Raw genomic sequence first — 12,247 nt, 5'->3', positions numbered from 1 at the left:
CCCCAACCGGGCCCCCAGCCCGGACCCCATCCGCCACCCCAGCCCCATCCGCCCATGGGCATGGTGTAGTCGGTCTGCTGGGTAATGTAGGCAAGGAACAGGTGGTTATCCGTCGTGAACTGCCGGGTGGGCACGCCAAAACTCCGCACCACGTCCGTTGCCGGATGGCCGATCATGGAATCCAGCAGCAGGCGCTCCTTTTTGGAGGGCACTTCGCACGCGCTCAGGGCAAGCAGTGCGACCAGCAGTGTTTTTCCCACCCGCTTTGGTGTTCTGGCATGGGTCATGAACGAAGGGTCCTGAAAAGGTGAAGGCCGGGGCAGGGCCGTGTGAACGAAAACGCCGCGATGGTACAAATGTTGCAGACTAGTTACCCATCCACAAGACATCCTGTATACGTCTGGCACCGCAGGCCAGCATCACCAGCCGATCAAAGCCCAGTGCAATGCCCGAGCAGGGGGGCATGTGGGGCAGGGCAGCCAGCAGGTTTTCGTCCACCGGCCAGTCCTTGCGTTCGGGGTAGAGGGCATTGCGGCGGGCGCGATCCTGCTCGAAGCGCGTGCGCTGCTCGGTGGCGTCTGTCAGTTCCTCGAACGCATTTGCCAGTTCCATACCTGCCGCATACAGCTCGAAGCGCAGGGCCACGCGGGGGTCATGCGGGTCGGTGCGGGCGAGGGCTGCCTGACTGGCAGGCCAGTGGGTCAGAAAAGTCGGGCGTTCACGCCCGATAGCGGGTTCCACCCGTTCAAGCAGTAGGCGGAAAAACAGGTCTTCCCAGCTTTCATCTGCTCGCAGAGGGCATGCGGCGGCTTTGGCCAGTGCCTGTGCATCGCCTTCGGTTGGCAGCAGGTCCACACCCGCATGGTGCGCAAAGGCTTCCTGCATGCTCAGGCGCTCAAAGGGTAAGCTCAGGTCCAGCGTGGTGTTGGCGTAGGTGAGCGTGGGGGGGAGCGCTGCTTTCAGCAGGGCCTCGGTTTCATCCATCAGCCGCTCAGGGCCATATGGGGGCGATACCATTCGAGCATGGTGAATTCAGGCGCATGCAGGGCGCTGCCTTCGCCATTGCGCCAGACGCGGGCAAACTGAAACACCGAAAGCCCGGTGGCTGCGACAATCCGTTTCATCGCAAATTCGGGGCTAGTGTGCAGGAACAGGGGCTGTTTTTCCCCCTGAGGTGTTTCCTGCTCGGTGCTGAAAGGCAGCAGGTGTACCTCCTCACCGGGCACGGGTACGGCGCAGGGGGTTTCCACCTCCATGCAACCACGCGCCTCCAGAAAAGCGCGTATGGTGCGGGTTATCAGCCACGCCGGGCAAGGTAGGGCAGGCGGTCGCGCAGGTGGAGCGGATCGGGCGCGTGCATATCAGTGGTTGCTAAGACAGACATGGGAAGAGTAGAGCCGCAGCATGTCTTCTTCGGTCAAGCCTCATCCGTGCCCGGTCCGGTAACCGCGCGCACGCTCCGCACGCCTGATGACCTGATTGGCGCTGGTCTGGTGCCCCCCTCGGCGCGGGCGGACCTGCTGGCCGTGGCCGGGCAATACGCCACGGCCATTCCTCCCGCCTTTGCCGCCCTGATCGAACAGCCAGATGATCCGATTGGCCTGCAGGTCATTCCCACGCCTGATGAACTGTTCGTGGCACCGGCGGAGCGGTCTGACCCGATTGGGGATGATGCCCTGTCTCCCGTGCCGGGTATTGTGCACCGCTATGCCGACAGGGCGTTGCTCAAGCCGCTTCTGGTTTGCCCGCTTTACTGTCGCTTCTGTTTCCGGCGTGAGCATGTTGGCCCCGATGGCGGTGTGCTGGACGAGGCCGCACTGGCCGGCGCCCTGGACTGGCTGCGCACGCATCCGCAGATTCGCGAAGTGATCCTGACCGGGGGCGACCCGCTCATGCTTTCCGCCCGGCGGCTGGGTGAGATTGTGGCGGCGCTATCGGCCATGGAGCATGTTACAACCATTCGTGTGCATACCCGCGTACCGGTGGCTGCCCCCGAGCGTGTAACCGATGCCATGCTCGATGCGCTGGAAACGGACAAAGCCATGTGGATGGCCGTGCATGTTAATCATGCGCGTGAGCTTTCCGAGGCGGCGCGTGCCTGCCTGCGGCGGATTGTGCGGCGGGGTATTCCGCTGCTGGGACAATCCGTGTTGCTGCGCGGCGTCAATGATAGCGAACAGGCGCTGGAGGCGCTGTTTAGGGGCATGGTGGAAAACCGCATGCGCCCGTATTACCTGCACCAGCTTGACCCCGCCCCCGGTACGGCCCGCTTTCATGTGCCAGCCGAGGAGGGGCGGCGTTTACTGGCCGGGTTGCGTGGCCGGGTCACGGGGCTGGCCTGGCCGCTTTACGTGCTCGATATTCCCGGTGGCTACGGCAAGGTACCGCTTGGTCCGGATTATGTGCAGGGGGCCGCACAGGTGCGCGACCCTTCAGGCCGCACACACAGGCTGGAGCGCTTATAGGCGCGCTTACGGCACGCCTACAGCCGCACCACCGGGGTGGCGGCGGTCATACCCGCCGTAATAGCCCGCTTTCGCGTCGGTCGCGCCAAGGGAGGGAGCGCCTACCAGTATCCCTTCGGGAATACCCCATGGTGCATGCGGGGCAAAGCGGTAGCCTTCCTGCTCAAGCGTATGAGCAACATCCGGGCTGACCGCGCCGGATTCCACTTCCACTGTTTCGGGTATCCACTGCTCATGCAGGCGGGGCAGGTCTATGGCTTTTTGAATATCCAGCCCGTAATCCACCACGCCCAGCACCACAGACAGAACAATGGTGGGAATACGCGAGCCACCGGGGCTGCCAATCACCATAACCGGCGCGCCATTGCGCGAGAGAATGGTGGGCGACATGGAGGAAAGCGGCGTTTTGCCCGGTGCAATGGCATTGGCGCGGCTGCCGGGAATGCCGAACATGTTGGGTGTACCGGGCTTGATGGAAAAATCATCCATCTCGTCATTCATGACAATGCCGGTCTCGCCCCCGACCACCTTCGCCCCGAACCAGCCATTGAGCGTATAGGTGGTGGAAACGGCAAAGCCATTGCGGTCAATGATGGAGTAATGCGTTGTCTGGGGTTTTTCCGGCATGGCCACTCCCGCCTGAAGGTCGGCGGAGGGCACGGCCCGGTCAGTGGGAATGGCCGCTCTTACAGCATTGATATAGGCCGGGTTGAGCAGGTGCTGATCGGGTTATGGACAAAAGCGGGGTCGCCCAGATTGCGCCGGTCTGAATAGGCGTGGCGCATGGCTTCGATCTCGCGCTGCAGGGCCGGGGCAGTGTGCAGGCCCAGCGCGTGCATGTCATAGCCAGACAGGATTTCGAGCATTTCGCACAGGGCAACACCGCCAGCACTGGGCGGGGGAGCCGTTTCCACCAGAAACCCCCTGTAGGTGCAGCTTAGTGGCGGCAGTTCGCGCGGGGTGTAGCGGGCAAAATCCTCGTTTTGCAGAATACCGCCATTCAGGCGCGAGACGCGCACCAGTTCCTGCGCGATAGGGCCACGGTAAAACGCATCCGTCCCCCCATGGGCGATCTGTTCGAGCGTGTGGGCCAGATGGGTCTGCACCAGTCGGTCGCCAGCCTGTAGGGGTGTGCCGTCAGGGCGTAGGAAAATGGTGCGGGCATAGGGGTCTTTTTCAAAACCACTGGTGGCGGTGTGGAGCAGTTCCACATCGCCTGTTTCCAGCACAAAGCCGTTGCGGGCCAGTTCGATGGCGGGTTCCATATCCGCCTGACGCGACAGATGGCCCCAGCGCTGGCGCACCGTTTCAAGCCCCGCGACCGTGCCGGGTACGGCCACGGCCTTCCAGCCCAGCACGGACAGATCGGGTATGACCTGCCCCTTGCTGTCTAGATACATGTTGGCGCGCGCGGCCAGCGGCGCTTTTTCACGGAAATCGAGGAAGACGGTTTTCTGGCCCGGTGGGCGCAGCAGCATGAAGCCACCACCACCCAGATTGCCCGCCGCCGGATACACCACGGCCAGCGCATAACCCATGGCCACGGCGGCATCGGCCGCGTTGCCACCTTGTGCGAGAATGCGCTCACCCGCTTCGGAGGCCAGCTTCTGGGCTGAAACCACCATGCCATGTGCACCCCATACAGGGGCGAGGGTGGGCAGGCGGTCGGGTTCGCCTCCGGCATAGGCCAGCGGGTCCGTGCTGGCCAGCGGGGTAGCAGAGGGCGTTACGGAGGGTGTAACGGACTGGGCCGCCGCCGGGGTGGCGGTAAAGGGCACCCCTGTGGGCAGGGTAGCCACCAGCATGAAGACAGCGGCACAGGTGCGAAGCAGAGGCCCGCGGGCACCCCCCTTGCGGGCAGAGGCCAGAGAGGCAGGCCCCATGGGGGCGGACGCGGGCAGTGTCATGCTTATCCTTTCGGGGTGTAGGGCGGGTGCGTGTAACCTGCGGGAGAGAGGGTGAAAATCTCGTAGCCGGTTTCAGTAACGGCCAGCATATGCTCGAACTGGGCAGACAGGGAACGGTCGCGCGTGACGGCTGTCCATTCGTCTTCCAGAATTTTAACATCGGGTTTGCCGATATTGAGCATGGGCTCGATGGTGAACACCATGCCCGCCTTGAGCTTGAGCCCCGTGCCGGGCTTGCCATAGTGCAGCACATTGGGCTCGGCATGGAAGGTGCGGCCAATGCCATGGCCGCAGAAATCGGTGACGATGGAGTAGCGGTGCTTTTCCGCGTGGCTCTGGATCGCGTGGCCGATATCGCCCAGCGTTGCGCCCGGCTTTACAACTTCAATCCCGCGCATGAGGCATTCATAGGTGGTGTCCACCAGCTTGGTGGCTTTGATGGAAACCTTGCCCACGGAATACATGCGGCTGGTATCGCCAAACCAGCCATTGAGCTTGGGGGTGACGTCAATATTGACGATATCGCCTTCTATCAGCGGGCGTTCGCCCGGAATGCCATGGCAGACAACATGATTGACTGAAATACAGCAGGACTTGGGGTAGCCACGATAGTTCAGCGGCCCCGGCACGGCACCATGGGCCAGCGTGTATTCATGAATGATCCGGTCCAGCTCTCCGGTGGTGACGCCGGGCCTGACATAATCGGTGATCATATCCAGTGTTTCGGCAGCGAGGCGGCCTGCCTCGCGCAGCCCGATGAAGTCTTCTTCTGTGTGGATAATGATTCCGGCTCTGCCTGCCATGTCTGCCTCTTTGCTGTGTCCGCCACGATGCGGGTCGATACAAGGCGGCAAAGATGAAGATACTGGCCCGCTATGGCAACCCGCTTTTGCCTGCCGTCAGGCTGCCATGCCTTTGGGGCGGCTGTTCAATCTATAGTGTGGAAGAGATCGGCTGAGGCGCAAAGGAATTTTCCCAGCTTGATCAGCCCGTTTTTCAGCAAGCAGCGTTAGGCGGGCCAATGCCCGCCTGCCATGGCTTCAGGTGCGGCTGCGTGAGCGCGTAGCGTGGTGGATCGGGTGCGTGTGTGTGGAAATGGTATGCACCTTGGCACCAATAAGCCGCACGCGGTGATCATGCGCCACGGTGGGGCGGCCCCGGCGCACATGCGCGCTTGCCGCTTCGGCCACTTCAAGCGCTCGGTGATGCGTTGCACCCGCCATGGCAATTACGCGATGCTCCCGCGTGACGGAGCGGTGCGTGCTGGCGCGGGCCAGCACCAGCGGACGCTCGACAGGGGCTACGCCCTCGGTGTCAAAACCCCGGTCAAGCTGGCTGGCCATGAGCTGGGTGCGCTGTGAGTTGCTGGCAGAGCCCAGCACAACCCCGACAAGCCGGACATTGTCCCGCATGGCCGAGGTTACGAGGTTATGGCCTGCTTCCTGCGTGTAGCCGGTCTTCATGCCTTCTGCCCCGGCATAGACCTTGAGCATGGGGTTATGGTTGGGAATGACACGCTGGTGGAAGCGGAAGCTCGGCGTGGAGAAATAGTGATAATATTCAGGGAAATCGGCAATGAGCCTGCGCCCGAGGGTGGCAAGGTCGCGCGCGGTGGTAAGCTGCTCACTATTGGGCAGGCCGGAGGCGTTGCGGAAGGTGGTATCCTTCATGCCCAGTGCCTGAGCCTGACGGGTCATCATCAGGGCGAATTGCGGCTCGCTGCCACTGCCTATTAACTCGCCCAGAGCGCAGGCGGCGTCATTAGCGGATTTGGTGACAAGGGCAAGAATGGCTTCTTCCACGGTCAGGCGCGAACCCGGCACCAGCCCCAGCTTGGAAGGCTCCATGGTGGACGCGTGGATCGATACTGGCACTTGCTGATCGGGGGTGATCACACCCGCGCGCAGGGCGCTGAAAGTCATGTAGAGCGTCATCAGCTTGGTAAGGCTGGCAGGGTAGCGACGCAGGTCAGGATTGGTCTGGGAGAGCACATCGCCCGTGCGGGCATCCACCACGATAGAGCTGATCTGGTGGGCGTACTGTGCGTGCGCCGTGCCGCCACCCGTTACGCCGCCCAGAACAAGGGCCGCCAGCCCGGCCAGCCATGTGCCGCGCCGCGTGTTCTGCCGCGTTGTGGTGCCTGTCATGGCATGGGCCGCAGGGAGTGCGGTCTGCCGCTGTCTTGCCCGTTTGGACATCCGTTTCTGTGCCAACGCTACCCCCGCCCCATTTCCATTGCCTAGTATTCCGCCTGACGCGTGGAATCGCAAGAGCGCGCTTGTAAAAACGAAAATAATCCAGAGCCCTGCCATGCGGCGGCAGGGGGCGCGTGGGGTAGTTTGATCATGACAGCGCCATACCCCGTGTGGCACAAGCACACCCATACCTGACAGTTGACTGTAGGGAAGGGGCCGCCGAATCCGGCGGCAGCGGGGGAGTAACCTTGTTTTTTCCTGCCTGATGCGGAAAAACAGGCCCCATTCTTGCAACCGGGTTCCGGAGTGTCTTCGCCATGCTTTCGTCGCGTTATCCTGTTCTGCATACGGGCAACGGACCCTCCCGGCGCGATGGCGGACTGGAGTCGGACGGTAATGATGCGGATGTGGGCGTGGTGGTGCGGGCCAAGCCCAAAACCCGCAAGCCCGCGATGTACAAGGTGCTGATGCTCAACGACGACTACACCCCGATGGAATTCGTGGTGTACGTGCTTGAGCGGTTTTTTCAGAAAAACCGTGAGGAAGCGACCGACATCATGCTCAACGTGCACCGGCGCGGCGTAGGGGTGTGTGGTGTGTTCACCTACGAGGTGGCGGAAACCAAGGTTTCGCAGGTTATGGATCTGGCGCGGCAGAACCAGCACCCCTTGCAGTGCACGATCGAAAAAGACTGAACCTGCCTTGAAAACCCCGTGTGTGGCGCGGCCGTTTTGGGGGGCGGGTGTTGAAAATCCACGAGAAAAAAACAGTTGTGACAATTTTTATGCGCTTATGACTCGCATTTCTGGCTGAAGCAGCCAAATATGTAGAAAGGGCTTCTACCTTTGTGGCGCTTTACTGCATTGGCCACAGGGGGAAGATCCTCGAAAGGAGCGTCTCGTCATGTTGTCACGCAATCTTGAGCAGACGTTGCATCGGGCGCTTATTCTGCCGGAGACCGGCATCATGAATATGCAACGCTCGAGCATCTGCTTCTGGCCCTGGTGGACGATTCGGACGCCGTTACGGTGTTCCGGGCCTGCGGCGTTGATCTCGAGCGCTTGAGAACCGATCTGACGGGTTTTCTCGACAAGGATCTGGCGGGTCTGGCGGCGGACCGTCCTACGGAGCCCAAGCCACAGCCGCGTTCCAGCGCGTCATCCAGCGTGCGGCCATTCATGTTCAGTCCACCGGGCGGGACGAGGTGACTGGCGCCAACGTTCTGGTGGCGCTGTTTGCCGAGCGCGAAAGCCATGCGGTGTATTTCCTGCAACTGCAGGACATGACCCGGCTGGATGCGGTCAATTTCCTCTCTCACGGTATTGCCAAAGCCCCTGACCGCTCCACCCGCAGGCCGATCAGCGGTACGGGGCCGGGTGCGGACAAGGCAGAGGAACCCGAGCGCAGCGAAAGCAAGAGCCAGAAAAGTCAGGACGCGCTCTCAACCTACTGCGTCAACCTCAATGACAAGGCGCTGGCAGGCAAGGTGGACCCGCTGATCGGGCGGGATACCGAAATCGAACGCACGATCCAGATCCTGTGCCGCCGCACCAAGAACAACCCGCTTTATGTGGGCGATCCGGGTGTGGGCAAGACCGCTATTGCCGAAGGGCTGGCCCGGCGCATTGTAGAAGGCAACGTACCTGAGGTGCTGTTGCAGTCCACCATCTATTCGCTGGATATGGGTGCCCTGCTGGCTGGCACCCGCTACCGGGGTGATTTTGAGGAACGCCTGAAAGCGGTGGTGACGGAGCTTGATCAGGACCCGCATGCGATCCTGTTCATTGACGAAATCCACACCGTTATCGGGGCGGGTGCGACATCGGGCGGGGCCATGGATGCCTCCAATCTGCTCAAGCCCGCACTTGCGGCTGGCACGCTGCGCTGCATCGGTTCGACAACCTACAAGGAGTTCCGTCAGCATTTCGAGAAGGACCGCGCGCTTGTGCGGCGCTTCCAGAAGATCGATGTGCCCGAGCCGACTATCGACGATGCGGTGAAAATCCTGCGTGGCCTCAAAGGAAGTTACGAAAAACACCATAAGGTGCGCTACACGGACGAGGCAATCCGGGGGGCTGTCGAGCTTTCGGCCAAATACATTCACGACCGTAAACTGCCTGACAAGGCTATCGACGTGATTGATGAGGTCGGGGCTTCGCGCATGCTGCAACCCGAAGGCCGCCGCCGCAAGACGGTGAACCTGAAGGATGTGGAAGACATCATCGCCCGTATTGCGCGCATTCCGCCCAAGAGCATTTCGGCGGATGACAAGGAAGTGCTGCGTAGCCTTGAGCGCGATCTCAAGGGCATGGTGTTCGGGCAGGATCGGGCTATCGATGCGCTGTCCGCCGCTATCAAGCTGGCGCGGGCCGGGCTGCGTGAACCCGAAAAGCCGATTGGCAACTACCTCTTCTCCGGGCCGACAGGCGTGGGCAAGACAGAGGTGGCCCGTCAGCTCGCCACAGCGTTGGGGATCGAACTGATCCGCTTCGACATGTCTGAATACATGGAGCGGCATTCGGTCTCGCGGCTGCTGGGCGCGCCGCCCGGCTATGTCGGGTTTGATCAGGGGGGGCTGCTGACCGACGCCATCGACCAGCATCCGCATGCCGTGCTGCTGCTTGATGAAATCGAAAAGGCACATCCCGACCTGTACAACGTGCTGCTGCAGGTGATGGATAACGGCAAACTGACTGATCATAACGGCAAGACGGTCGATTTCCGTAATGTCATCCTGATCATGACTACCAATGCCGGGGCATCCGATCTGAATAAGGAGGCCGTTGGTTTTGGCCGCACCGTGCGTGAAGGCGAGGATGAAGAGGCGATCAAGCGCCTGTTTACCCCTGAGTTCCGTAACCGTCTTGATGCGATCATTCCCTTCGCGCATCTGACACCGGAAATTGTGGGGCAGGTGGTCGAGAAGTTCGTGCTGCAACTTGAAGCCCAGCTTGCAGACCGTAACGTGACCATCGAACTGTCTTCCGCCGCCAAGGAATGGCTGGTTGAGCGGGGATACGACCGCCTGTATGGCGCGCGCCCCATGGGCCGGGTCATTCAGGAGTCGATCAAGAAACCGCTGGCGGAAGAACTGCTGTTCGGCCGCCTGACCAAGGGTGGTGCGGTCAAGATCGGCCTGCGTAATGGCGAACTGGTGTTCGATATTGTGGAAAGCAGTGTCGCTTCACCATCCGGCGGTGAGGACGAACGCGGCAGCGAGCGTGAGGAAGAAGCAACCGGCTAAGGGCCAGTTGCAATTGGAGTAAAGGCGGCTGACTGGCTTGTAAGGCTGGTCAGCCGTTTTTTTATGTGCGGAGTTCAGTCGTAACGGGTGCCGTTAACCGTGACAGAGCCCGGCACCCCCCATGAACGTCCGGTGCCACGGTGCGTCCAATCGATGCCCTGACGCCTGTACGAATCGTAATAATAGCGCCCGACAACGTCCACATGGTCGCCTTTGGCCACCCATGGCCAGGCAGGGGTGTGCATTTCATCCAGATTGGTGACAATGCGGATGGAAATGGTGGGGGTGACCGCCACATAGAAATAGCCGTGCAGGCCGCTCCGTGTTTTTTTTGCGTGTGGTGCCAGAGTCAGCACCGTGCCGCAGATATGCACCGGCACATCGCCCTTGGGGCCACCACCCTGTTCAAAATTCCTTTGCGCCGCCAGGAAGCCTGCATTGTCGCAGGTGGCGGATACCTGTGTGGGCGGCGCTGTGCGTTCCTGCTGGCGGTTGTACCAGCCTTCGCGGGCCTGCGCCTGAGGCATGCCCATAACGGGCAGGCAGACGGTAAGGGCAAGGCCCGCCAGAAGCGGGCGGAGCGGAATGGAGAGCATGGGGGAGGCCTTCATGGAGTCGTCGGGTATGGGGTGATCAGGATTTTTTCTTGTTCTTGGGAGGGGTTTCTTCGTTCAGCAGGCTGTCACGGTAGTTGTCGAGCTGGCGGGTGATTTCTGGCGAGGGGTCAGGCATGGTCTGGTTCAGGTTATGCAGGGCGCGGATAATAGTGCCGATGACCACCAGACGGGCGTACCATTTCTGGTTGGCGGGAACGATGGTCCATGGCGCGTGCTCGCGGGCCGTTCCGGCAATGGCGTCCTGATACGCGGATTTGTATTCGTTCCAGAATTCGCGTTCACGCAGGTCGGCGGTCGAGAATTTCCAGCGTTTGTCCGGAATATCAAGCCGGGCGAGCAGGCGTTTGCGCTGCTCCTCACGCGAGATATGCAGGAAGAATTTCAGCACCACCGTGCCCTGACGGCTCAGATAATGCTCCAGATGGCGGATATCGCTATAGCGGCCCTGCCAGAAAGCCGGCGTGTTGGTTTCACCGGGCAGGTGTTCGTTTTCCAGCAACTCGGGGTGGACGCGTGTGACCAGCACATCCTCGTAATGGCTGCGGTTGAACACGACAATTCGCCCTGCCTGAGGGGCAGCCAGATGGATGCGCCACAGAAAGCCATGCAGCAGTTCGGACGGGCCGGGCTGTTTGAAAGAGGTCACGCTTACGCCCTGTGGGTTCACCCCGGACATGACGTGCTTGATGGTGCCGTCCTTGCCCGCCGTGTCCATGCCTTGTAGGACAATCAGCAGCGAGCGCGTCTGGTTGGCGTAAAGCAGTTCCTGCAGTTCCTGCAGGCGGGTTTTTACGGCTGCCAGCAGGGCCTTGCCGTGTTCCTTGTCCAGTCCCAGCCCGCCGTCATCATCCGGGCTGAAATGCTCCAGATCGAAAGTTTTGCCGTCCGTCACCTGGTAGCTGTCCAGTGTTTCAAGAAAGCGGTTCAGGTTGTTCAGGGGATTACTCATGCAAGGGTGCCTCTGGTTCGGAAGGGCCGTACCGTGTCTGGCGCGACAGTCAATCTGTTGTGGGCCGCGATGATGGTCTTGTCAAAAGCGTGGAACACCTCATATTTTCCTGATGGTTTCCCTGCCTTCCATCTTGAGTCTGGGCCTTGCACTGGAAGAGGGCGTGTCCCTCAGCGGTGCCCTGCTTGTCGCGACACCCATGCTGGGTGATACCCCGTTTGCACAATCGGTCATCTATGTGTGTGCCCACAGCACGGAAGGGGGCGCTATGGGGCTTGTGGTCAATCGCCGCCTGCCGCGCCCTGATCTGGATGAACTGCTTGAACAGCTTGAGATCGGCCCCGTGCCGCCCAGACGGCGCATAGGCCTGTGCGCGGGCGGCCCGCTGGATGAAGGGCATGGCCTCGTGCTGCATTCCTCCGACTGGAGTGGAGAGGAAAGCATGACGGTTACCGGCAATGTTACGCTCACGGCCAGCATGGACGTGCTGCGCGAGATTGCGGCGGGGCAGGGGCCGAAGGATGCGCTGCTGGCCATGGGCCATGCGGGTTGGGCCGCTGGGCAGCTTGAGCAGGAAATCCTGCATCATGATGCGTGGCTGGTCGTGCCTGCCACGCGCGATCTGGTGTTCGGGACTGACCAGACAGCCAAATGGCGGCGCGCTCTGGCCTCTATCCGCATTGATCCTGCGCGCCTGAGCGCGCAGACAGGGCATGCCTGAACAGGGTATTGTTTTTGTAAGTTTTTTAAGGCGTTGTGCTGCGTCGGCGGTGTGTTTCCCGTAGGTGGGAAGGAGAGTTGAGCGTGTCTGTCACCCTATCACGGCGCGGGTTCCTGTGGCGTACGGCCGTGTCAGGGGCAGGGGCGGCT

At 61.3% G+C, this 12,247-nt stretch carries 7 protein-coding genes and 4 pseudogenes; 4 read left to right on the top strand and 7 right to left on the bottom strand.

The features are described 5' to 3' along the window. Positions 1-287, bottom strand: a pseudogene (locus JCM25143_RS17070) (hypothetical protein); the annotation flags it as partial. Between the two features lie 79 nt (positions 288-366). Continuing rightward, positions 367-1,384 (bottom strand): annotated as a pseudogene (epmA, locus tag JCM25143_RS17065) (EF-P lysine aminoacylase EpmA). Between epmA and JCM25143_RS05205 the strand changes: the two are divergent. Continuing rightward, positions 1,383-2,465, top strand: a complete 1,083-nt coding sequence (locus JCM25143_RS05205; RefSeq protein WP_081773476.1) for a lysine-2,3-aminomutase-like protein — start codon at positions 1,383-1,385, stop codon at positions 2,463-2,465. The pseudogene epmA and the gene JCM25143_RS05205 overlap by 2 nt on opposite strands. A 6-nt stretch (positions 2,466-2,471) precedes the next feature. Here JCM25143_RS05205 and ggt read toward each other — a convergent pair. The 3 genes and pseudogenes from ggt to JCM25143_RS05190 form a co-directional block, all read right to left on the bottom strand. Then, positions 2,472-4,270 (bottom strand): annotated as a pseudogene (gene ggt, locus JCM25143_RS17060) (gamma-glutamyltransferase). Positions 4,271-4,374: 104 nt separating this feature from the next. Further along, positions 4,375-5,175: a type I methionyl aminopeptidase gene (gene map / locus JCM25143_RS05195; protein WP_025860269.1), complete on the bottom strand. Its 801-nt coding sequence runs from the start codon at positions 5,173-5,175 to the stop codon at positions 4,375-4,377. Between the two features lie 237 nt (positions 5,176-5,412). Then, complete coding sequence (locus tag JCM25143_RS05190) at positions 5,413-6,519, bottom strand: D-alanyl-D-alanine carboxypeptidase family protein (RefSeq protein ID WP_051542944.1); 1,107 nt, start codon at positions 6,517-6,519, stop codon at positions 5,413-5,415. Between the two features lie 365 nt (positions 6,520-6,884). Here JCM25143_RS05190 and clpS point away from each other — a divergent pair, with 365 nt between their 5' ends. Then, complete coding sequence (gene clpS, locus JCM25143_RS05185) at positions 6,885-7,262, top strand: ATP-dependent Clp protease adapter ClpS (RefSeq protein ID WP_025860267.1); 378 nt, start codon at positions 6,885-6,887, stop codon at positions 7,260-7,262. 208 nt (positions 7,263-7,470) lie between these two features. Beyond that, a pseudogene (clpA, locus tag JCM25143_RS17055) lies at positions 7,471-9,811 on the top strand (ATP-dependent Clp protease ATP-binding subunit ClpA). Between the two features lie 74 nt (positions 9,812-9,885). Here the strand turns inward: clpA and JCM25143_RS05175 are convergent. Both JCM25143_RS05175 and JCM25143_RS05170 read right to left on the bottom strand, forming a co-directional pair. Beyond that, positions 9,886-10,422, bottom strand: coding sequence for a DUF3465 domain-containing protein (locus JCM25143_RS05175; RefSeq protein ID WP_025860266.1), 537 nt, complete (start codon positions 10,420-10,422; stop codon positions 9,886-9,888). Between the two features lie 22 nt (positions 10,423-10,444). Further along, positions 10,445-11,365: a polyphosphate kinase 2 family protein gene (locus JCM25143_RS05170; protein WP_025860265.1), complete on the bottom strand. Its 921-nt coding sequence runs from the start codon at positions 11,363-11,365 to the stop codon at positions 10,445-10,447. Between the two features lie 124 nt (positions 11,366-11,489). On the opposite strand from JCM25143_RS05170, the gene JCM25143_RS05165 reads away from it, so the two are divergent. Continuing rightward, positions 11,490-12,098 (top strand): YqgE/AlgH family protein, encoded by a 609-nt coding sequence (locus JCM25143_RS05165; protein ID WP_025860264.1) that lies wholly within the window; start codon positions 11,490-11,492, stop codon positions 12,096-12,098. The last annotated feature ends 149 nt before the right edge of the window (positions 12,099-12,247 follow it).

It is taken from the genome of Acetobacter papayae JCM 25143 (assembly GCF_000613285.1).
GTDB lineage: Bacteria > Pseudomonadota > Alphaproteobacteria > Acetobacterales > Acetobacteraceae > Acetobacter > Acetobacter papayae.
Note: the sequence above shows the minus strand (reverse complement) of the source record. Positions and strands in the feature narration are given on the sequence as shown.